The organism is Streptomyces melanogenes, assembly GCF_014649795.1.
GTDB lineage: Bacteria > Actinomycetota > Actinomycetes > Streptomycetales > Streptomycetaceae > Streptomyces > Streptomyces noboritoensis.
On record NZ_BMTS01000005.1, the window covers coordinates 395,381 to 417,735 of the forward strand.

The 22,355-nt window shown below is 72.1% G+C and carries 15 protein-coding genes; 4 read left to right on the plus strand and 11 right to left on the minus strand.

Features of this window, described 5'->3' with window-relative positions; genetic code table 11:
- Window positions 1-40: 40 nt before the first annotated feature.
- Window positions 41-415: a GntR family transcriptional regulator gene (locus IE252_RS14230; protein ID WP_190089726.1), complete on the minus strand. Its 375-nt coding sequence runs from the start codon at window positions 413-415 to the stop codon at window positions 41-43.
- A gap of 143 nt (window positions 416-558) precedes the next feature.
- On the opposite strand from IE252_RS14230, the gene IE252_RS14235 reads away from it, so the two are divergent.
- Both IE252_RS14235 and IE252_RS14240 read left to right on the plus strand, forming a co-directional pair.
- The gene (locus tag IE252_RS14235) at window positions 559-1,059 is read left to right on the plus strand and encodes a ribonuclease FAU-1 family protein (protein ID WP_190089727.1); all 501 of its coding nucleotides are present in this window, start codon (window positions 559-561) and stop codon (window positions 1,057-1,059) included.
- Window positions 1,060-1,272: 213 nt separating this feature from the next.
- Complete coding sequence (locus IE252_RS14240; RefSeq protein WP_190089728.1) at window positions 1,273-2,301, plus strand: lytic polysaccharide monooxygenase auxiliary activity family 9 protein; 1,029 nt, start codon at window positions 1,273-1,275, stop codon at window positions 2,299-2,301.
- Between the two features lie 71 nt (window positions 2,302-2,372).
- On the opposite strand, the gene IE252_RS14245 is transcribed toward IE252_RS14240, so the two are convergent.
- From IE252_RS14245 to IE252_RS14255, 3 genes are all read right to left on the minus strand, one after another.
- Window positions 2,373-3,254 (minus strand): esterase/lipase family protein, encoded by an 882-nt coding sequence (locus IE252_RS14245; RefSeq protein WP_190089729.1) that lies wholly within the window; start codon window positions 3,252-3,254, stop codon window positions 2,373-2,375.
- Window positions 3,255-3,465: 211 nt separating this feature from the next.
- Complete coding sequence (locus tag IE252_RS14250; RefSeq protein WP_190089730.1) at window positions 3,466-4,545, minus strand: DNA polymerase Y family protein; 1,080 nt, start codon at window positions 4,543-4,545, stop codon at window positions 3,466-3,468.
- Complete coding sequence (locus IE252_RS14255; protein ID WP_229848337.1) at window positions 4,542-8,021, minus strand: DNA polymerase III subunit alpha; 3,480 nt, start codon at window positions 8,019-8,021, stop codon at window positions 4,542-4,544. The genes IE252_RS14250 and IE252_RS14255 overlap by 4 nt, the downstream gene beginning before the upstream one ends.
- 175 nt (window positions 8,022-8,196) lie before the next feature.
- Between IE252_RS14255 and IE252_RS14260 the strand changes: the two genes are divergently transcribed.
- On the plus strand, window positions 8,197-9,231 hold the full coding sequence (locus tag IE252_RS14260; protein WP_190089732.1) for an ABC transporter permease: 1,035 nt from the start codon (window positions 8,197-8,199) through the stop codon (window positions 9,229-9,231).
- Window positions 9,232-9,380: 149 nt separating this feature from the next.
- Here the strand turns inward: IE252_RS14260 and IE252_RS14265 are convergent, their stop codons facing one another.
- The 5 genes from IE252_RS14265 to IE252_RS14285 all read right to left on the minus strand — a co-directional run bounded on the left by IE252_RS14265 (window position 9,381) and on the right by IE252_RS14285 (window position 15,900).
- Window positions 9,381-11,033, minus strand: a complete 1,653-nt coding sequence (locus IE252_RS14265; RefSeq protein ID WP_190089733.1) for a dipeptide ABC transporter ATP-binding protein — start codon at window positions 11,031-11,033, stop codon at window positions 9,381-9,383.
- Window positions 11,030-12,022: an ABC transporter permease gene (locus tag IE252_RS14270; protein WP_190089734.1), complete on the minus strand. Its 993-nt coding sequence runs from the start codon at window positions 12,020-12,022 to the stop codon at window positions 11,030-11,032. The genes IE252_RS14265 and IE252_RS14270 overlap by 4 nt, the downstream gene beginning before the upstream one ends.
- Window positions 12,023-12,029: 7 nt before the next feature.
- Window positions 12,030-13,811: an ABC transporter substrate-binding protein gene (locus IE252_RS14275; protein ID WP_190089735.1), complete on the minus strand. Its 1,782-nt coding sequence runs from the start codon at window positions 13,809-13,811 to the stop codon at window positions 12,030-12,032.
- 63 nt (window positions 13,812-13,874) lie between these two features.
- The gene (locus IE252_RS14280) at window positions 13,875-14,792 is read right to left on the minus strand and encodes an ABC transporter permease (protein WP_190089736.1); all 918 of its coding nucleotides are present in this window, start codon (window positions 14,790-14,792) and stop codon (window positions 13,875-13,877) included.
- 196 nt (window positions 14,793-14,988) lie between these two features.
- The gene (locus tag IE252_RS14285; RefSeq protein WP_229848340.1) at window positions 14,989-15,900 is read right to left on the minus strand and encodes a slipin family protein; all 912 of its coding nucleotides are present in this window, start codon (window positions 15,898-15,900) and stop codon (window positions 14,989-14,991) included.
- Between the two features lie 212 nt (window positions 15,901-16,112).
- On the opposite strand from IE252_RS14285, the gene IE252_RS14290 reads away from it, so the two are divergent.
- Window positions 16,113-16,982, plus strand: a complete 870-nt coding sequence (locus tag IE252_RS14290; protein ID WP_190089737.1) for an alpha/beta fold hydrolase — start codon at window positions 16,113-16,115, stop codon at window positions 16,980-16,982.
- Between the two features lie 93 nt (window positions 16,983-17,075).
- On the opposite strand, the gene fxsT is transcribed toward IE252_RS14290, so the two are convergent.
- Together fxsT and fsxC are read right to left on the minus strand one after the other, a co-directional pair.
- A complete protein-coding gene (gene fxsT, locus IE252_RS14295; protein WP_190089738.1) occupies window positions 17,076-21,011 on the minus strand; it encodes an FxSxx-COOH system tetratricopeptide repeat protein in 3,936 nt (1,311 codons plus the stop codon).
- Window positions 20,995-22,335 carry an FxsC protein gene (fsxC, locus tag IE252_RS14300; RefSeq protein WP_190089739.1) on the minus strand — a complete coding sequence of 447 codons (1,341 nt, stop codon included), beginning with the start codon at window positions 22,333-22,335 and terminating at the stop codon, window positions 20,995-20,997. The genes fxsT and fsxC overlap by 17 nt, the downstream gene beginning before the upstream one ends.
- Window positions 22,336-22,355: the final 20 nt, after the last annotated feature.

Genomic DNA, 22,355 nt, shown 5'->3' on the forward strand with positions numbered 1-22,355 from the left:
AGTTGTCACCTGACAGATGCCGAGTGACAGGTGACGACTGTCAGTCGCCGTACACCGCCCGCACCGCGTCCGACACCGCCGCCTGTGCCGCGTCGCGGCTGAGGCCCAGGCGGCGCACCTCCTCGGCGTACGTCCGGGCGGCCGCCGCGGCCCGGCGCTCCGCCGCGTCGCCAGCCGCCGCTACGAACGTGCCGTTGCGGCCGCGCGTCTCGATCACCCCGTCCGCCTCCAGGGCGCGGTAGGCCTTGGCCACGGTGTTGGCGGCGAGTCCGAGCTCCTCGGCGAGACCGCGCACCGTGGGCAGCTTGTACCCCACGGGCAGTACCCCCGCCCTGGCCCGCTCGGCGATCTGGGCCCGCAGCTGCTCATACGGAGCGCTCGCGGCTTCCTGGTCAATGACGATCTTCAGGGTCACACGCCGATTCTGCCCCTCCCCCGCGCGGGGCGAAAATGGGAGGCACCCGCCGCGCCCCACGCGTAACGTCCGACTGCATGAGCGCGACCGCCCGAGCACTCTGCGACGCGTTCCCCACGAAACCTGCGCCACGGAGATACGTCATGCCCGCGAACTCGGCTGAGCCCGGCTCCCTCCTCATCGTCACCCTGGTCAAGTCCGGCCGTACGAAGATCGGTTATCCGGCGTCGCTGGTGGCCGACGACGGCGTGCGGCTCACGGTCCGCGCCCCCTGGGCGGCCGAGGGCGTCCGCGACTTCGGCTTCGTCCGCTTCGAGCCGGGCGACGTCTTCACCGAGCACTACTGGCGGGACCGCTGGTACGCGGTGAAGGAGGTACGGGCGGCCGACGAGACGCTCAAGGGCTGGTACTGCGATATCACCCGGCCCGCCGTGGTGCGCGACGGAGCGGTGGTCGTGGAGGACCTGGACCTGGACCTCTGGGTCTCCGCCGACGGCGACACCGTGCTCCGCCTGGACGAGGACGAGTTCGCCGAGAGCGGTCTTGCCGACCGCGACCCGGAAGCGGCCGACCGCGCCGTACAGGCCCTGGACGAGCTGGAACTCCTCGCGAAGCTCGGCAAGTTCACGGCGCTCATCGACTGATCGACCAGCGGGCCGTCGGTTCGGGGGCGCCGGACCGACGGGGAAGCTCCTTGCGGCAGTGGAAGCGGTCGGCTCGTTCTTAACCGCCTCTCAGTCACCCCTTAAGGCGACCATAACGATCGCCATCACCCCCTCCCAGCAGCCGATTTCGCGGTTTTCGGCGGCTAGCGTGCTCCACGCCCACCCCGTGCAGCACCGAAGGAGAACGTCACGATGACCGCTCGTCGCAAGGCCGCCACCGTCGCCGCCCTGGCCATGGCGCCGCTCGCGCTGACCGGGCTCGCGGCCGGTCCGGCCGCTGCCCACGGCTCGATGACGGATCCGGTCAGCCGGGTCTCCGCCTGCTACGCCGAGGGGCCGGAGAGCCCCCGCTCGGCCGCCTGCAAGGCGGCCGTGGCCGCCGGCGGGACCCAGGCGTTCTACGACTGGAACGCCGTCAACATCGCCAACGCGGCGGGCAGGTCGAAGCAGATCATCCCCGACGGCAAGCTCTGCAGCGCGGGCAACGACAAGTACAAGGGACTCGACCTGGCGCGCGCCGACTGGCCGTCCACCAAGCTGACCGCGGGGCGCCACACCTTCCACTACAAGGGCACGGCTCCCCACAAGGGCACGTTCGAGCTGTACGTCACCAAGGACGGCTACGACCCCACCAAGCCGCTGAAGTGGTCGGACCTGGAGTCCGCGCCGTTCGCCAAGGTGACGAACCCGTCGATGCGGAACGGCGACTACGTCTTCGACGCCACCCTGCCCGCCAAGTCGGGCCGCCACCTCGTCTACTCGATATGGCAGCGCTCGGACAGCCCCGAGGCGTTCTACACCTGCTCCGACGTGGTGTTCGGCAAGGACAGCGGCGGCACCGGCTCCACCCCGGCCCCGACGGCCTCGGCGCCCACCCAGCAGCAGGTCGAGGACGGCGCGTCCAAGTCGACGGTGGAGCACCACGGCCACGGCGACGACGACGCGAACACGGGCGCGGGCGCGGGCGCACCGGCAAAGCCGACCGCCGACAAGGGCGCAGGCAAGGAGCAGTCCGGCAACCAGCCCCACACCGACAGCGTGGCCGCCGCGGCTCCGGCCCAGGAGGGTGCCCGTACCGAGAACCTCGCCGAGACGGGCGGGAGCGGCTCCACCCCGTACCTCGCGTTCGGCGGTGCGGCCGCCCTGGCGGCGGGCGCCGCGTTCCTCTTCCTGACGGTCCGCCGCAAGGCCGCACCGGCGGGCGGTCGCCACGGCCGCTGATCCACGCCGCACCGCCACAAGCCGAGGCCCCTTCAACCTACTTCGTAGGTAAAAGGGGCCTCGTGTGCGTCTCAGCCGATGACGGACAGGCAGGTGGTGGGCGTGGCGTGCGCGGGGTCGAGCGCGTTCACCACTTCGTGGTAGGTGATGCGGTCGGTCAGCCCCATCGCCACGTGCTCGGAGAGGTCGAGGGCGCACTTGTCCTGGATGAGGACGTTGTCGACATCGGGGCCGTTCAGGAACTGCGAGCGGTACGGGGTGACCACCTCGTCGTACTTGCTGGCGATGACGGTGTAGTGCACTCCGGGAACGGTGTCGCCGCCCTCGTTGAGCTTGGCCAGGAACGGCGACCCGGCCACCTGGTCGGCGAGGCCGGGGGTGGCGAGGTTGAGCAGGTCACCGGCGCCGGGGAAGTAGGGCAGCAGCGCCGTGAGGCCGAGCAGGGTGGTGCCGTGGTTGTCGGGCGCGATGCCGACCAGGGTGTTCACCTTGGAGGCGCCGCCCAGGAACTTCAGGTACCAGCGCGGCATCATGCCGCCCTGGGAGTGCCCCACCAGATCGGCTTTGGGGGCGCCGGTCGCCGCGAGCACTTTGTCTACGAAACCGGCGAGCTGTTCGGCCGACTTGTCGATGCGGCCCAGGCCGTTGAAGAGCGGTACGCCCGGGAGCTGGCCGTAGTCGAGGGAGAAGACGCAGTAGTCCCGGTGGACGAGGTACGGGGCGAGGGCCAGCCAGTTGTCGACCGAGTTCCCGAAGGTGCCGTGGACCAGGACGACGGGGCGGGGGTGGGCCGCGGAGGGCTTGCAGGAGTAGTCGTTCCAGCCGCTGCTGGGAGCGGCTGACTGGGCGTGCGCGGCGGTCGCGGGAACGACGGTGGCCGCGGCGGCGAGCAGCAGCGCCGCCAGCGGTCTGGCCAGGTGTTTCCAGGCGCGGCGGGGCTTCCAGGGCAGCATCGAGCGATCTCCTTGCGGCTCAAGGGGAGTTGCGGGGACACACACCCTGTGATCCGGACCACAAGTGCTGTTCGCTCGCCAAATTACGCACCAGTAGCCTGAGAGTGAAGTTACGCGTCGGTAAAAACTGCCGTGTCGCCGCCCGCGCCCGGCTACGCCACTCCAGGGTTCCCGCGCTCGCGACCCCTGCTTTCGATCTCGGCGCCGTGGGTCAAGCGGCGTCGGCCAGGGCGCCGGGGGCCGCCACGGGGCCGGTGGGAGCGGCCCCCGGACCGGTCGCCGTCGCCGCGCTGACGATGGCGGCCGGGCCGAAGCGGGCGCGGGCGCGGTCGGCGACCGCCTCGATACGGCGGGCCCGGTCGTCCGCGGGGTCGAACGTCAGCTGCCGGGAGGCCAGTCGGGCGGGCATCAGCCCCTCGGCCCGCAGGGAGACGCCCCGGACACGGGCTCGCTGGAGGCCGAGCGACTCGTGGATCGCGTACGCCAGCGCGGTGAGCGCCGGGGAGTGGGCCGTGGGTTCGCGCAGGGTGCGGCCACGGGTGGTGGTGGACCGGTCGGCGTACCGGACGGTGAGCGTCAGGGAGCGGCACACCTGCTCCGTGCCGCGCAGCCGGGCGCCCAGCTCCTCCGCGAGGGAGAGCAGCGCACGGCGTCGCCGGTCGGGGTCCAACTCGTCGCGGGGGAAGGAGCGTTCGGCACCGAGGGAGCGGGCCGCCGCGTTCGGCACGACGGGGGTGCGGTCGATGCCCAGGGCCCGTTCGTGGAGCTCGCGCCCGGACCGCGCGCCGACGATCCGCTGCAAGGTGGCGAGCGGGGCGGCGGCGACCCTGCCGACCGAGTCGAGCCCGTACGAGCAGAGGGTACGGGCGGTCGCGGAGCCGACCCCGTCCAGCGCGGCGACGGGCTTGTCCGCCAGGAACTCCGTCACCTCGTCCGGGGACAGCACCAGGGTCGTGCCCGGCCGGGCGCCCCGGGCGGCCATCCGGGCCAGCATCGGGTTGGGCCCGGCCCCGATGGTGCAGTCCACCCCGCAGTGGGCGAGCGCCCTGACCCGGATGACGGAGGCGAGCTGGGCCGCGTTCCACCCGAAGTACCGCTCGGCGCCCCGCACATCGACGAGCGCGGCGTCCGGGGGGAGCGCCTGGACGACCGGGGTGAGCCCGCCGAGCACCGCGAGCAGCGCGGGGAGGGCGGCCCCGCACCCACCGCCCGCAGCCTCGGCACCACCCGCACCACCTGCAACAGACCCTTCAGCTACAGGAGGTACATGGAATCGAACGCAGAGGATCATCCCGCGCTCCCCGGGCTCTGGTGCCACAACTTCCGGCCGGTGGCGGCTCGTTCGCCGGGTGGCTGGAGGTCGGCCCAGGGGTTCAGCTGATACCCCGTGGACAGTTCGATGCGGCGTCCGCTGTCGAGGTCCTTCCCGGGAGCCTCCTCACCCTCACCGTCGGGCGTTTGCGGTGCCGGGGTCGACAGACGGGCCGAGACCGCGTCCAGGCCGCCCTCGTGGCGGAGTTCGACCAACTCGGCCAGGTTCCAGGCCGCGGCGCCCACCACGCTGAGGCTGCGCGGGCCGCGGCGCTGCACCACCCCTCGTACCAACAGGAGCCAGGAATGGAAGACCGTGTGCGCACAGGCGGCGTGGCTGTCGCCGAAGAAGGCGAGGTCGACCAGGCCCGTGCCGTCGTCCAGCGTGGTGAAGATGACCCGCCGGCCGGACCGGACGGGCGGGGTCTGGGTGGCCGCCTTGGCGCCCGCGACCAGGACGGTCTCGCCGTGCCCGGCGTCCCGCAGTCGCTTGGCCGAGACCACGCCCAGCTCCTTCAGGAACGTCTCGTGATCCACCATCAGATGGCGGGACGCGTCCATGCCGAGGACGCCCAGCTCGGCGCTGAGCCGTTCCGCCTCGTCGAGGTCGGGCAGTCCGGCGCGGGCCGTCCGCCGCCCGTCGCCGAGCGGGAGCTGGCCGCCGCCGGACCCGGCCGCCCGCTGGGCGCGGTGGAGTTCGGCGAGGTGCAGCAGCAGGTCGCGCCGGTTGCCGCCGAACGCGTCGAGCGCGCCGACCTGGGCGAGCCGTTCGGCGACGGGGCGGCTCGGCCTGGCCCGCCGCCAGAAGTCGAGCAGCGAGGAGTAGGGCTGCCCCTGTTCGATCCAGGCGGTCTCGGCCTCGCTGATCCCCTGGACGTCCGCGAGCGCGAGCCGGAGCCCCCAGATCCGGGAATTGGACACCAGTTCGATTCGATGAGCGGCCGACGACCGGTTCACGTCCACCGGCAGGATGGGCACCCCGCGCCGCCGCGCGTCCGCGAGGAGCAGCCGCTTGGGGTACATCCCGGGGTCGTGGGTGAGCAGCCCGGCGTAGAAGGCGGCCGGGTGGTGGGCCTTGAGCCAGGCCGACTGGTAGGTCGGCACGGCGAACGCGACGGCGTGCGCCTTGCAGAAGCCGTACGAGCCGAAGGCCTTGATGATCTCCCAGGTGCGGTCGATCACTTCGGGCGGGTACGAGCGCTCGGCCGCGCACGCGGCGAACCAGACGCGGATCTCCTCCTGCGACTCGGGGTCGGAGAGGGCGCGCCGGGCCTGGTCGGCCATGGCCCGGCCGCAGCCGGTCATGACGTGCAGCATCTCGATGAGCTGCTCATGGAAGACGACCACGCCGTAGGTCTCCCCCAGGACGTCCGCCAGGTCCTCGTGCGGATGGCGCACCGGGGCCCGCCCGTGGCGGGCCTCGATGAACGGCCGGACCATGTCGGCGGCGACCGGCCCCGGCCGGAAGAGCGAGATGTCCACGACCAGGTCGTGGAAGGTGGCGGGCTGGAGCCGCCCGATCAGATCGCGCTGGCCCGGTGACTCGATCTGGAAGCAGCCGAGCGTCTCGGTGGAGCGGATGAGCCGGTAGGTCGGCAGGTCCCCCTGCGGGACCTGGCGCGGGTCGTCGAGGTCGAGCTTGCGGCCGGTGGTGCGGCCGATCTCGGCGACCGCGTGCGCCATCGCCGACTGCATCCGCACACCGAGGACGTCCAGCTTGAGCAGCCCGAGGTCCTCCACGTCCTCCTTGTCGAACTGGGACATGGGGAACCCTTCGCCGCTGGTCGGCACCACGGGGGTGCGGCGCAGCAGCGTGATGTTCGAGAGGAGCACTCCGCACGGGTGCATGGCGATCCCGCGCGGCAGCCCGTCCAGCGCCTCGACCAGCTCCCACAGCCTCCCGTGCCGCCCCTGCTCCGCCGCGACCTCGCGCAGCTCCGGCAGTTCGGCCATCGCGGCGCGGGCGTCCCGGGCCCGGATGTGCGGGAAGGACTTGGCGATCCGGTCGATCTCGGCCGGGTCCATGGACAGCGCGGCGCCCACGTCGCGTACGGCGTGGCGGACCCGGTAGGTCTCGGGCATGGCGACGGTGGCGACCCGTTCGGTGCCGAAGCGGCCGATGATCGCGCGGTAGACGTCGAGGCGGCGGGCGGACTCGACGTCGATGTCGATGTCCGGCAGCACATAGCGCCGGGTGGACAGGAAGCGTTCCATCAGCAGGCCGTGTTCGACGGGGTCGGCGTGGGCGATGCCGAGGAGGTGGTTGACGAGCGACCCGGCGCTGGAGCCGCGCGCGGCCACCCGGATGCCCATCTCCCGTATGTCGTCGACGACTTGGGCGACGGTGAGGAAGTAGGCGGCGAAGCCGTGGAAGGCGATGACGTCCAGCTCCCGGTGCATCCGCGCCCAGTACGCGGGGTCGTTGTCGTAGCCGCGCAGCACCATGCCCGCGGCGGCGCGGGAGGCGAGGACCCGCTGCGGGGTGCGGTCCGCGGCGCCGACGAGATGGGGTTCGGGGAAGTAGCTGTACGTCTTGATGCCCAGCTCCGCCCGGGGGTCGACCAGGCACGCGGCGGCGGTCTCCTCGGTCGTGGTGAGCAGCCGGTGCGCGGCGTCCCGGCGGAACCCGGCGGCCTCGGCGACGCGTTCGGCGGTGCGGGCCATGGCGGCCGGTTCCTTGAGCCAGCGCTCGCCGCTGTCCAGTCCCCGGCGCGGGTCGACGGGGACGAGCCGGCGGGCCGCGTCCAGGACGTCGGCGACCGGCCCGAGCCCGGCGTCCGCGTACCGCACGGCATTGGTCAGCACGGCCGGTACGCCCTGTTCGGCGGCGAGGCCGAGGGTGCGGGCGGCGAGGCGGAGCGAGCCGGGCCCGGTGCCCGCGCGCCCGTGGTGCACGACCTCCAGGCGCAGGGCGTCGCCGTACAGCTCGCGCCAGGGCGCGAGGAGGTGCGCGGCCCGGTCCGGGCGGCCCGCGGCGAGCGCCCTGCCCACCTCGGACGCGGGCCCCAGCAGCACGGTGAGCCCGTCGGCGGGCAGCGCGGACCAGGAGAGGGCGGGCTGTCCGGTGGCCGTGTGGGCGGCGGTGATCAGCCGGCAGAGCTCCGCCCAGCCGGTGGCGCCGTCCCGGGCGAGGAAGGTGGCGCGCGGCGCCGACTCGTCGACGAAGGCGCCGCCCCGCACCGGGGTGCGCGGACGCCGGGCGGGGGCCGCCCCCTGCCCCTTCCCCTGGTCGAGGAGGTGTTCCGGGACGGCGAGGTCGGTGCCGAAGAGCGGGCGCACCCCCGCCGCGGCGCACGCCTTGGCGAAGCGCACGGCGCCGGCGAGGGTGTCCCGGTCGGTGAGAGCGAGTGCGTCCATCCCCCGTTCGGCGGCGCGCTCGGCCAGCCGTTCCGGGTGGGAAGCCCCGTACCGCAGGGAGTAACCCGAAACGGTGCGCAGATGCGTGAAACCGGGCACCCGCACCTCCTGGACCAATCGTTCTCACTTTCCCCCTCCTTCACCATAGACCAATTTTCGAACGTACGTACGACACATGTATGAGCGACCGGCTCGGCGGGGTCGTCAGCAGGCCGTCAGCCATTCGGCCCAGCCCCGACTGCGCGGCCCTGCCGCGCCCCGGAGCGTGAGGGACATGACGTTCGTCGACGAGGTGAAGAGCGCCGTCACCGTGCGGGCCGCGCTGCTGGTCATCGGGGTGCTCGGGCTGATGGTCGCGTTCATCGCGTCCTATGCCGGTGCCTTCCACCACCCCAAGCCGAAGGACGTTCCGTTCGGGGTGGTCGCGCCCGCGCAGATCAGCGCCCAGGCCGTGCAGCGGCTGAACGCGATCCCTGGCGACGCGCTGGACGCCCGAGCGGTCGAGGACCGGGCGGCGGCCACCCGGCAGCTGCGGAACCGCGACATCGACGGCGCGCTGATCGTCGACCCGGGGTCCACCACGGACACCCTGCTCGTCGCGGGCGGTGGCGGGGCGTCCCTCTCCCAGGCCGTCGAGCTGGTCGTCACCGCGATCGAGAAGGCCGAGCAGCGCACCGTGAAGGTGGTCGACGTCGCCCCGGCCGACCCGGAGGACGCCCGGGGCCTGTCCTCGTTCTACCTGGTGGTCGGCTGGTGCGTGGGCGGCTATCTGTGCGCCGCGATCCTGGCGATCAGCCATGGCGCCCGGCCCGCCAACACCCAGCGGGCGGTGATCCGGCTCGGCGCGCTCTCGGTGTACTCGATCGCCGCCGGGCTGCTCGGCGCATTGATCGTCGGGCCGGTGCTGGGCGCGCTGCCGGGCAGCTACCCGGGCCTGGCGGGCCTGGGCGCGCTGGTGGTGTTCGCGGTCGGCGCCACCACCCTGGCCTTCCAGGGCCTCGCCGGGATCGTCGGCATCGGCCTGGCGATCCTGGTCGTCGTCGTGCTCGGCAACCCGAGCGCGGGCGGCGCCTACCCCTATCCGCTGCTGCCACCGTTCTGGAAGGCGATCGGCCCGGCGCTGCCCCCGGGCGCGGGCACCTGGGCGGCGCGCTCGATCGCGTACTTCCGGGGCAACGCGATCACCGGCCCGCTCCTGGTGCTGTCGGCCTGGGCGGTGGGCGGGGCGGCGGTGACCCTGGTCATGGCGGGGCTGCGCAAGAGGAGCGAGCAGACGGGGGACGACCCGCTGGAGGTGGGCACCCCCTAAGGGGCGCGGGGCTGTGACATGTGCGGCTCCGCCGCGATGGGGGTCCCCCCTGTTCGAGCGAAGCCGACCTGTTCGAGCGAAGCCGAGAACTTGGGGGAGCGCCCAGCCCCCACCGGCCCGCACCCGAAAACGCGCCCCCACCACCCGCCCTAATACGCCGCAGCCAGCAACTCCTTCGTGTACTCACTCGACGGCGCCTCGAACACCTGATCCCGCTCCCCGCTCTCCACCAGCACCCCACCCCGCATCACCGCGACTTCGTCGCACACGTGCCGCACCACCGCCAGGTCGTGCGAGACGAACAGGAGCGAGAGGCCGAGTTCGTCGCGCAGGTCCATCAGCAGGTTCAGCACCTGCGCCTGTACGGAGACGTCGAGCGCCGACACCGGCTCGTCCGCGATGACCAGCCGCGGGCGGACCGCCAGGGCCCGGGCGATGCCGATGCGCTGGCGCTGCCCGCCGCTGAACTCGTGCGGATAGCGGTCGAGCCGGTCCTCCGCCAGCCCCACCTGCTTCAGCAGCCCCGCGGCCCGCTCCCGCCGCTCGTCCCGGTCCATCCGGGTGTGGGCGCGCAGCGGCGTGGTGACGATCTCCTCGACGGTGCGGCGCGGGTTGAGCGAGGCGTACGGGTCCTGGAAGACCAGCTGGACGTCCCGGCTCAGCTCGCGGCGCAGCGCGGTGTCGCGGGCGGCGTCCGAGACGTCCCGCCCGTCGAAGCGCACGGTCCCGGCGGTGGGCCGCTGGAGCCCGGCGAGGACCCGGGCGGTGGTCGACTTGCCGGAGCCGGACTCGCCGACCAGACCGAGGGTGCGGCCGGGCTCGATGCGCAGGCTCACGTCCCGTACGGCCACCACCGGCTCGGGCCGGCGCACCGACAGACCGCGTCTGCCCGGGAACTCGACCCGGATTCCGGCGAGTTCGGCGAGAGGCGGGCCATCCACCACGGGCGCGGCGGGCCGGGGCGGAGTCACCGGCGCCGGCTCGTCGACCGTCGCCAGCCTGCTGCCCGGCAGGGTGGCCAGGGTGGGCGCCGCCCCGGTCAGCGCCCGGGTGTAGGGGTGCGAGGCGTCCGTGAGGAGCCGGGCCGTCGTCCCCTCCTCGACGACCCGGCCGTTCCGCATCACCGCCGTACGGTCGGTGAAGTCGCCCACCACACCCATGTCGTGGCTGACGAACAGCACCGCGGTGCCGTTCTCGCGCCCCAACTCGGCGAGCAGGTCGAGCACTTGGCGCTGGACGCGGGCGTCGAGCGCCGTGGTGGGCTCGTCGGCGACCACCACGTCCGGCGCGTTGACCAGCGCGGCCGCGATCATCACGCGCTGGCGCATCCCGCCCGAGAACTGGTGCGGATAGTCCCCGGCCCGGGCGGCCGCGATCCCCACCCGCTCCAGCATCGCGGCCGCCCGCTCCCGGCCCTCGGCCCGCGAGGCACCCTTGTGGTGGACCCGGTAGGCCTCCGCGAGCTGCGCCCCGACCGTGTGGAAGGGCGAGAGCGCGGCGAGCGCGTCCTGGAACACCATCGCGATCCGGGAGCCGCGCAGCCCCCGCAGCCGGGACTCGGGAGCGCCGACCACCTCGGTCCCGGCCACCTCGACACTGCCCTCGATCCGGGTGCGCGCGGGGTCGTGCAGGCCCAGCGCGGCGAGCCCGACGGTGGACTTGCCGGAGCCCGACTCCCCCACCAGGCCGAGCACTTCACCGGCCGCGACCTCCAGGGAGACCCCCTCCACGGCCCGGACGAGCGCGCCCCGAGCGCCGGTGAAGGAGACGGACAGGTCGCGGATGCGGAGCACGGCACTCATACGAGTCTCACTCTCGGGTCGAGCCGCGCCACCAGGAGGTCGGCGAGCGCGACGAACACCACCACGAAGAAGGCGGCGAGCAGGACGGTCCCGACGACCGTGGGCAGGTCGTTCTGGACGACGGAGTCGACGGCGAGCTTGCCGATGCCGTCGATGCCGAAGACGGTCTCGGTGATGAAGGCCCCGCCGAACAGCGCCCCGGCCTCCAGGCCGAGCAGCTGCACCAGCGGGGCTCCGGCGCCGCGCGCGGTGTACTTCAGATGGGCGCGCAGCGTGGACAGGCCCCGGGCGCGGGCGGTGCGGACGTACCCCTCGTGCATCGACTCCAGCATCTGCACCCGCGAGAGCCGGGCGAACACGGCCGCGTTGACGAAGCCGAGGACCAGCCAGGGCAGCGCGAGCCCGGCCGCCCAGGCCCCGGGCGAGGAGCCGAAGGGGGTGTAGCCGGGCACCGGCAGCGCGCCCGTCGCGTACACCAGGAGGTACTGGAGGGCGTAGCCGAGGAAGTAGATCTGCACGCTCGCGCCGACCAGGGTGAAGCCGGACAGCAGCCGGTCGGTGCGGGTGCCCCGGCGCAGCGCGGCGGTGAAGCCCACGCCGACGCCGAGCACCACGATCACCACCAGGGCGCCCGCCGCGAGCGACAGGGTCGCCGGGAAGCGGTCCGCGATGGCGTCGAGGACCGGCTGGTGCAGGGCGTAGGAGTAGCCCAGGCAGGGCGCCGGGCAGTCGATGGGGCTGCCGTCGACGTCGGTGATGGTGCGGCCCGCCACCAGACCGCCCAGATAGTCGCCGAACTGGGCGGCGACGGGCCGGTCCAGGCCCATGCTGTGGCGTACGGCCTCGACCTGCCCGGTGTCGCACTTGGGGCCGCAGGCGATGAGCGCGGGGTCGGAGGGGGCCGCGAAGAACAGCCCGAAGGCGGTGGCGGTGATCGCGAGGAGCACCGCCACGGCCTGCAGGGCGCGTCGGACGACGTAACCGGTCATGGGAGGGTCAGGACTTCTTCAGGTAGAGGTCGGCGGCGGCGACGGAGCCGTAGATCGGGTGGATGGCGGCGCCGCCGATGTTCTGCCCGCGGAACTGGGTGACCGCGGTGTAGAGGAACGGCACGACCGGCACGTCCGCCATGACGACCTGCTCCAGGTCGATGAGCGCGGCGGCCTTCTGCTGCGCGTCGCCGATGGTCCTGATCCGGTCGAGCTCCTTGTCGACCTTCGGGTTGCTGTAGCGGATGCCGTTGGAGAGGGCGTCGAGACGGCTGTCGTAGCCGTCGGGCAGCAGGGTGGCCGGGGTGGGCCAGTCGACCGAGTTGGTGGACATCCACAGGTCGTAGGGGGCGGGTCCGCGGAAGACCTCGTTGGTGAACGCGGCCTTGTCCAGGGGCTTCACGACCAGCTTGATCCCGGCCTTGCCGAAGGCGTCGACGAGGACCTGGGCGAGCCGGTCCTTCTCGGGCGCGTCGGCCTCGTAGGCGTAGGTGAGCGTGTCCACCTTGGTCTTCGCCTTGGCCAGGTGCTCCTTGGCCTTCTCGATGTCGCCGCTCGGCTTGACCGGGTAGAGGTCGTACTTCTTCCAGCCGACGACGGCGGGCGAGGAGAGCGTGGTGGCGAACTCGCCCAGGCGCGGGCCGCCGAGCACCTGGCGGGCCTGCTCGCGGGGGAAGAGGTAGTGGATGGCCTTGCGGACCTCGGGGTCGGCGACCCGGCTGTTCTTGATGTAGAGGTCGTTGGTGTAGGCGCCCCTGCTCCCCGCCACCAGGAGCGCCTTCTTCTTCGGGTCGCGCTCGGCCTGCGCGTACAGCTCCGGCGGCACCTCGCTCTTGGTGGTGACGGTGTCCGGCCCGGCGCCGCGCCCGTTGAGGACCTCCTGTGCGGTGTTGAGGATCTTCTTGCCGAAGGTGAACTCGAAGCGGTCGGCGTACTGGTGGCGGATCGGGTCGGTCTCCGCCTTCCAGTGCGGGTTGCGCTCCAGGGCGAGCCCCTGGTTCTGCTTGTGCTCGGCGATCCGGTACGGGCCGGTGGCGAACGGGTGGGTGTCGTACGCGGTGCCGGTGTCCTTGTCCGGGCGCACCGGCGAGGAGGAGGACTGGGCGGCCATGTACGGCACGTCGGACTGCGGCTCGGGGAAGTGGAAGACGACGGTCTTCGCGTCGGGCGTCTCGATGGCGTCCAGGCCGCCGCCCTTGGGCCCGGCGTACTTCTTGACGGCGGCGCTGCGGTCCTCGGAGCCGGTGAGCCACTCGGGCCAGTAGCTGGGGCCGAGTTCGAAGCCGGGGGCGAAGGTGCGCTCGATGCCGTACTTGACGTGCTCGGAGGTGATCGGCTGCCCGTCCTCCCAGGCGATCCCGTCCTTGAGCGTGTACGTCCAGGTGCGGCCGCCGTCCGAGGAGCGGCCGGTGTCGGTGGCCAGGTCGCCCACCAGGACCGGCTTGCCGTCCACGACCTGATACTGCGTCAGCTGGCGGCCCCACAGCAGCGAGGTGCTGTAGCCCTCGCCCGCGTAGATCTTCTGCGGGTCGAGGTGGCTGTAGTCGTTGAGGTTGGCGACCTTGACGGTGCCGCCGGACTGCGCGCCCGCGACGGCGGGGGCCGGGCCCCGGCTGTCCTTCGCGGTGCCGAGGGTGGCGGTGAGCCGCTGTCCGCTCCTGACCTCGGTGGGATTGGCCTTGCCGTCCCCGTCACCCTTGCCCGCGCCCGCCGAGCAGGAGCAGAGCAGCAGGGCGGCGGCGGTGGCGAGAGCCGGGACGGCTGCGGTGCGCGGGCTGAATCTGGGCATGACGAACTCCGGTGTGGCAGAAGGTGGTTGTGCGAAAGGTGGTCGTACGAAAGAAAGTGGCGGTCAGTGGGCGGTACGGGGGTCGAGCGCGTCCCGTACCGCGTCACCGAGCAGGTTGAAGGCGAGGACGAAGACGAGGATCGTCACGCCGGGGAAGACCATGTAGGTGGGGTCGTCGTAGAAGACCTCCGCACCCCGGGAGATCATCCGGCCCCAGTCGGGCACCGGCTCGTCGATGCCGACGCCGAGGTAGGAGAGCGCGGCCTCGGCGGTGACGATGCCGGGCAGCGTCAGAGTGACGTTGACCAGGATCGGCGCCCAGATGTTGGGCAGCAGCTCGCGGACCAGGATGTGCCAGCGGCTCGCCCCCGAGGCGCGCGCCGCCTCGATGAACTCCCGCTCCCGCAGCGACTTCACGGTGGTGCGCAGCACCATGGCGAGCGGCACCCACCCGAAGGCGGCGAACACCAGGATCAGCACGGTGAACTGCATCCAGACCGGCTCGTTCTCGCCCGGGTCCACGAACCGGGTCTTGACGACCGGGCTCAGCGCCAGCAGGAGCAGCAGGGTCGGGAAGGCGAGCAGGACGTTGCAGACGAAGGTGAAGGCCCGCTCGGCGAGCCCGCCGAGGTAGCCGACGACGAGGCCGAGCACGGTGCCGAGCAGCGCGATGACGGCGGTGGCGGCGACCGCCACGACGAGCGACGTCCTCATCCCGTACAGGAGCTGGGCGAAGACGTCGCGCCCGAGCCCCGGCTCCAGACCGAACCAGAACTCGCCGGAGATCCCGCCGTTGGGGAGCACCGGGAGCCCTTCGGGGCTGAGCAGTCCGGGGGCGTTCTGTCCGTAGTGCTCGGTGGCGTTCTTGCCGTAGAGCGCGGTGATCAGGGGTGCGGCCAGGGCGAGGACGACGAACAGGAGCACCGCGCAGAGCGCCGCCATGCCGGTACGGTCGGCCCGCAGGGCGCGGATCGTTGACATGGCCGCTATTAGAGCCAGCGCCCGGACGCCCGGCAAATCGGGTTCGGGAGCCGCTGCGGCTTTGCGAAGCGCTTGTGTCGTACGTCCTGTTGGTGTCACATGGCCGCAATATTCCGGCCATGATCATTCGGCTGGAAAGGGGCGAATCGCCCTCTCGGGACGCCCAGAGCGTTCACAGGTGAGACTCCGCTCACAATCATGGGATCGAAGGCGGTTCTGCCGGTTGGCCTTCCATTCCCAGTTCGGAGTGCGCCTGTGCCCCGGGAGCTTCCGGAGCGGGGGCTTCCGCCTCGACCGCTTCCGCTGCGGGTGCCCCAGCCGCCGGCGCAGACCCTTCCCCCGCAGGCAGCGGAGCCGCCCGTTCCAGGAACCGCAGCAGCTCCACCGGGAACGGCAGGACCAGCGTCGAGTTCTTCTCGGCCGCCACCGCCACCACCGTCTGGAGCAGCCGCAGTTGGAGGGCGGCGGGCTGCTGCGACATCACCCCGGCCGCCTCGGCCAGCTTCTTCGACGCCTGGAGCTCCGCGTCCGCGTTGATCACCCGGGCCCGGCGCTCCCGGTCGGCCTCGGCCTGCCGGGCCATCGAGCGCTTCATCGTCTCCGGCAGCGACACGTCCTTGATCTCCACCCGGTCGATCTGCACGCCCCACCCCATCGCCGGGCTGTCGATCATCAGCTCCAGGCCCTGGTTGAGCTTCTCCCGGTTGGAGAGCAGGTCGTCGAGGTCGCTCTTGCCGATGATCGAGCGCAGCGAGGTCTGGGCCATCTGGGAGACCGCGAAGCGGTAGTCCTCGACCTGGATGACCGCGTCGGCCGGGTCGACCACCTTGAAGTAGATCACCGCGTCCACCCGGACCGTGACGTTGTCCCGGGTGATCCCGTCCTGCGCCGGGACCGGCATCGTCACAATCTGCATGTTCACCTTGTGGAGCCGGTCGGCGAACGGAAGGATCAGGGTGAAGCCCGGGCCGCGCACCGATCCCCTGAGTTTGCCCAGCCGGAAGACCACACCGCGTTCGTACTGCTTGACGACCCGGGCCGCCGCCATCACATACACGATGCCGGCGGATCCGACGGCCACAGCCGTCGCCACCAATGCCTCGACCATCACGGCCCCCAAGGGTCCGAATCGGACGTGTACTTCGACGGTAACTCCGCTTCCGTCCCAGGGGGAGTCCCGGTCACACTCCACTGAATGGGTAAATCGCGGGCGGGAGGGGAATGCCGCAACAGTCGATGCCTGTATCCGACAACCGGTATGGGCGGTACGAGGACGGTCCCGGCGATCGGTATCGCGACCCACTAGCGGAGGGGGCACGAGTGCGCGGTCGGGTGCGCGCGGCCGATGGGCGGCATCTGACGGTGGAGCGCTTCGGGGACCCGCGGGGCAGGCCCGTCTTCCTGCTGCACGGCACCCCGGGCAGCCGGCTCGGCCCCGCGCCGCGCGGCATGGTGCTCTACCAGCGCCGGATGCAGCTGATCGCGTACGACAGACCCGGCTACGGCGGCTCCGACCGGCTGGAGGGCCGCAGCGTCGCCGACGTCGTCCAGGACGTGAAGGCGATCGCGGACAGTTACGGCCTGGAACGCTTCGCCGTCGTAGGCCGCTCCGGCGGCGCCCCGCACGCGCTGGCCTGCGCCGCCCTGATGCCCGAGCGGGTCACCCGGACCGCCGCGCTGGTCACGCTCGCGCCCCGGGACGCGGCCGGGCTGGACTGGTTCGACGGGATGACCGCCTACAACGTGGAGGAGTTCACGACCGCGTCGGTCAACCCCGAGGAGTTCGCGGCCCGGCTCATCCCGCGCTCCGACGAGATCCGCAGGAACCCCATCCAACTCCTCGACGAGCTGCGCCGCGACCTCACCCACGCCGACCGCATGGTCGTCAAGGACGCCGGGGTGCGGTCCATGCTGCTGCGCAACTACCAGGAGGCGCTGCGGACTTCGGCGTACGGCTGGATCGACGACGCACTCGCCTTCTGCAGCCCCTGGGGGTTCGACCCCGCGGACATCGCCGGCGAGGTGCTGCTGTGGCACGGCGTGAAGGACGTGTTCTCACCCGTCGGCCACTCCCGCTGGCTCGCCGAACGCATCCCGGGCGCGACGGCCGTGCTGGAACCGGCCGCCGCCCACTTCGACGCGCTGCACGCGCTGCCCGACATCCTCACCTGGCTGATCGAGGAGGACTGACCCCGGCGGCACCCGGCGGGGCGGCACCCGGCGGAGGGAACCGGTGCGATCACTCCGGTCGCACCGGTCGTCCCCTCGTCGCGCCGCCCCGGCTCACACCGCCAGCGGCTCCAGGTCCCGCTGCACCCGGCGCTCGTCCCGGGCGATCCGGACGAAGGCGTGCTCGTCGCCGAGCAGCCGCTGCAGCTCCTCCACGGCCTCCGCCCGCACGTGCGTCGCCTCCTCCTTGCGGCCGAGCCCGTCGAGCGTCACCGACATGTTCGCGGCGCAGGCGAGCGTCTCGGGGTGGTGCGCTCCCAGCACCTCCCGCAGCCGCGCGACCGCGTTGCGCTCGATCTCCAGGGCGCTCTCCAGATCACCCATGTCGGCCTTCACGTTGGCCAGGTTGACGGTGGCGAACAACGCGTGGGGATGGTTCTCCCCGAGTATGTCCCGCATCGTCCGTATGGTGTTCTCCAACAAGGTGTCGGCGGCGTCCAGCGCCCCGCAGCCCCACTGGTAGATGCCCAGGTTGTTGCTGGCCGCCAGCGTGTACGGGTGCCGCTCCCCCGGCACCTTGACGTACTGGTCGACGACCTCCTGGGCCGCGTCCCGCGCCGCCGCCGAGTCCCCGGCCGCGAACAGGTCGGCGGCCATGTTGAGGTCGCAGGCCAGCCAGTCGGGGTTGGCGGAGGTGTACTTGGCGCGGTAGCGGTTGCGGGTCGCGGTGGTCAGCCGCCGCGCGTCGTCGAGCCGGCCCGCCCGGCGCAGCGACACGGCGAGGCTCTTGGCCGCCGCCAGGGTGCCCGGGAAGGCCCGGCCCAGCTGCTCCTTGTAGAGGTCGTACGTCCGGCTGAGCAGCGCCACCGAGTCCTCGTAGCGCCCGATCTCCCGCAGGTCCCGCGCCAGGTTCATGGCGGAGGAGAGGGTGTAGGGGTGCTCCGGGCCGAGCACCTCGGTGCGCCGGTCGTAGACGTCCTGGTCGAGCTCGCGGGCCCGGGCGTACTGACCGAGCATCCGCATGTTCAGGGCGAGGTTGTTGGCGGCGGCGAGCGTGCGCGGGTGCGACTCGTCGAAGATCTGCCGGAACCCCTCGTGCGCCTCGGTCGCCAGCTCCATCGCCTTGCTGTACTGGCCGAGCGCGCCGAGGTCCATCGCCAGGGCGCTGGTGGTCATGTACGTGTGCGGGTGCGAGGCACCGAGCACTTCCGTCTGGCGGGCCAGGGTCTCCTCGTCCAGCTCCATCGCCTCGACGTAACGGCCGCGCGAGCGGAGGATGTTGGAGAGGTGGAAGCGCAGGTACAGGTACTGGAGGTCGTTGGGCCCCAGCTTCTCGCGCCACTCCTCGCGCAGGTCCTCGGCGAGGTTGGCGGCCGCGTTGAAGTCACCGCGCTTCCACAGGTAGCGCACGCGGTCGATGAGGAGCCGGCGGGTCTCCGGCTCGTCGCACAGGCGCGCCCCCGACGGGGTCAGATGCGGCCAGATGGTGTTGAACTGCGCCCAGGTCTCCGGGTTGTCGATCGGCTCGTCGGCGTCCGGCCGGGCGCCCGCCAGGATGCGGTGCACGGCGTGCCGGGCGTCCATCTGCTCCTCGTCGCTCAACTGCGCCCGGATCACGGCCTGGACGAGCCGGTGCACCTGGATGGAGCTGCCGACCTGGTCGACCTTGGCGAGGGCGAACCGGCCGATCTCCCGGATGACCCGGCCGAGCACCAGCTTCTCCTGGAGCGTGGCGTCGTACGGCTTGAGCGCGTCGATCATCTCCTTGCTGTAGAGCAGGTTGGCGGAGATCGGCTCGGGCGCGAAGAAGGCGCAGAGCTGGAGGAGGCGGACCGCCGCGGGCGAGCGCTGCTTCAGCCGCTCGATGGAGACGTTCCAGGTGGCGGCGACCGGCTCGGGGTATCCGGCGGGCTGGTTGAGGGCGAGGACGCTGGGCGCCTGCTGGGCCAGCTGCTCCAGATAGGCGGCGACCGGCGTCGCGGTCTCCGCGATCCACGCCGCCGCCTGCTCGACGGCGAGCGGCAGGTCGCCCACCGCGGTGGCGACCTGGTCGGCGTCGTCCACGGAGAGCCCGGGGGCGCGCCGCTGGAGGTGCTCGATGGACTCCTCGCGCAGGAACACGTCGACGGGCAGCGCGTCGCCGTACTGCGACCAGGTCTGGTTCCTGGAGGTCACCAGGACGTGGCCCGGGCCGCCCGGCGGGAAGAACCGCTTGAGCTGCTCGGGGTCGTCCGCGTTGTCGAAGACCAGCAGCCAGCGCGAGGTGGGCACCCCGCGCCGCAGCAGGTCGATGGCCTCGCGGGAGGCGGAGTTCATGTCGTCGCCGCCCTGCACCCCGAGCCGCACGCCGAGCTCGGCGAGGCCGGCCACCACGTCGTCGGGCTGCTCGGCGGAGATCCACCAGACCAGGTCGTAGTCGGCCATGAACCGGTGGACGTACTCCAGGGCCACCTGGGTCTTGCCGACGCCGCCGAGTCCGTACAGCGTCTGCGGCTGCGGCAGGACGACGGCGAGGCCACCGCCGAGCTGGTCGCGCATCCGCTCCAGGACCAGCGAGCGGCCGGTGAAGCCGGGGTTGCGCGGCGGCGCGTTCCAGATCTTGGGGACGGTGCCGGGGAACCGAGGTCCGGGCGCCACCCCGTCGCTGATCTGCACCGGCCGCTCCAGGGCCCGCAGCAGCGCGGTGGTGGCGTGCACCTCGTCGAGGCGGAACAGGTCCACCGGGTTGCGGTCGATGTAGGGCGCGGTGAGCCGGACGTCGCCGACCCGCAGCGGCAGCAGCTGGCGCCGTGCCCCCGAGGGGTCCTCGGCGGCGGCCCGGGACCAGATCTCCACAGCGCGGGCCGACTTGAGGTAGGCGCTGGAGAGCAGGACCACGGTACGGGCGGCGTTCTCGGCGGCGACCGCCTCCCCGTCGGCGCTGCTGGGTTCGGACGACACGTCCCGGGGCACCACCCGGAACCCGGCCCGGGTCAGCACGGACTCGATCCAGTCGGCCCACATCCGGTTCTCGGCCACGTAGCTGAGGAACAGATCGGCCGGAAGGGCGGGCCTGCGGCGGGTGAAGGCGTCCCGGATCCGCAGCCGGATCTCCTCGTTGACGGTCGGCATCGAGGTGATCCGGCCCTCGGTGACGACGGAGGCGAGCCGCTCGAAGGCGGACAGCAGCGAGTTGGAGAGCCCGGCCTCGTCGCCGAAGGTCGCCAGCGTCTCCTCGTAGGCGTAGTAGGGGCGGTACGGGATCTCCACCGCGCCCCAGTACGCGGTGAGTTCGTCGCCGGAGAGCCCGGCCGGGAAGCGGTCGAACTTGAGCCGGGCGAGCGCCCGGCCGGCGTCCGCCTTCTCCTTCTCGCCCTCGTCGATGCGCATCGGGACGGGCAGGATGCGGATGTTCTGCCCGCTGTAGCGCTCGTCTATCTGGCGGGCCACGGAGGCGGCGCCGTCTATGGACTGGTCGCTGAGGGTGAAGCAGTCCACCAGGACGTCGGGGAGGTGGACGGTGCAGATGTCGGCGATGTCGCTGAGGCCGGTGCGGCTGTCGATCAGGACGTAGTCGTAGTTCTCCTTCATGTCCTCGCGCAGGGCGTCGAAGAAGTGGCCGCCGCCGAGCCGGTCGTAGAAGTTGTCCCAGTCGAACGTGGAGACGGTCGCCGAGTACTCGCGGTTCTGCCGGCCGGCCGAGACGAAGTCCAGGGTGCCGCCGTCGGGGAACTGCCAGCCCAGGGCCTCCGGGGTCAGCGAGACGGCGTGCGGCTGGATGCGCGCGTAGTCGCGGTGCCAGTCGTCCGAGCGCGGCACGGGACTGGTGGCGGCCCAGGCGTATTCGGTGATGAGATCGATGACCCCGGTGGTGGCGCCGAGCGTCGAGGGGTCCAGGAACGGGTGGAAGAAGCGGTGCAGCCCCGGGGCCTCCAGGTCCCAGTCCACCGCGAGGACCCGCTTGCCGTTGGCGGCAAGGATCCAGGCCGTGTTGGCGAGGGCCATGGTGCGGCCCGTACCACCCTTGTACGAGTAGAACGTGACGATGCGTCCGTCACGACTGGCTGTCATCCGTCTCCTCCGCATCGGGCGCGTGATCGAGCCTGTCGGGGATGTACTGCGTGGTGCCGAAATCGGTGCCCATCGGCCCGACCAGGCGCGGCCGTTCGGTGTGCCCGCCCCCCGCGGGCGGATAGACCGTCGCGTGTCTCAGATACTGCTGTGCCGCCGCCTCCACGACCTGGGGCAGTATCTGCCCGAAGGCCTCCATGCTCGGTACGCCCTTGGCTGCGGCCCGGCACGCGGCCCGCCCCTGGCGCATCTTGGACGGCATGGTCTCTTCCAGGCGGTGCGTCAACTCCACCTCCGAAGCCCGGCTCTGGTGGTCGTCGCGGTTCCACGGGACGACCACGCTCACCCAGGGCCGGTGCTCGGCGTCGAAGGCCGCGAGCCGGGCGCGCCGGTCCTCGTCCTCCAGCGCCCACCGGTCCACCAGCAGGACCTCGGGCCGCGACGGCGGCTGTTTGCCGTCGAGGTGCAGCACCTCCTCGTCGAAGGAGGAGACGGTGGTCTGGTAGTTGAGCGAGCGCACCATGTCCTCCGCCACCAGCGCGAGCGGCCGGGCGGAGACGGGGTGGTAGGGGTTCCACTCCAGCGGGCTTTCCCCGTAGTACGCGTCGTCGCGGCCCTCGGGCAGCTCGTGGCGGGTGGGCGCGGCGACGGTGACGTGCATGGGCCGGGGGCCCTCGCTGGGGGCCGCGCCGAAGGCGCTGGGCGCCAGCCGGTAGTCGACGTGGCGGCCGGGCCGTATCGCGGTGGCGTCGGCGACGCTCACGATCCGTTTGGCGAGCTCGTAGACCGCGCGTTCGTACTCCTCGGCGAATATGCGCAGCTTGATCAGCCCGTAGAGCCCGTCGGTGACGTAGCGGTCGCCGAAGGCCCGGTGGTTGAACTGCAACCGCTCGGCGGGCCCGGGCAGTTGCTCGGGCGGGACCGGCACCCACAGGGCCGGCACGATCGCCTCGGCCGGGCGGTTGGTGTACGCCTGGTGCTGGATGGTGCGCTGCTCGAACGCGTACCACTCGCGGCCGCACATCTCGCTCGCGAAGTAGCGCGGCGAGAACAGCGGCACGAACACCCGGCAGGAGGCGAGGACTTCGCCGAGACGCTCCGACCAGCCCTCGCCGGACCGTATCTCCCGGTCCATGAAGCCGGCGGGCGCACCGGCGGGCAGGTCGGTCATGGCCATCACATGGCCGCAGAGATCACGGAAGAGCCGCTCCACCCACATGTCGGGGTCCGGGCCGCCCGCCCCGTACCTCGGCGTGTGCGCGTAACTCAGAAAGAAGTAGGGCCGATGTTGGTCGGCCGGACGCGGCTGCGCTGATGCGTGCACACGACCCCCGTCCTGCAGTA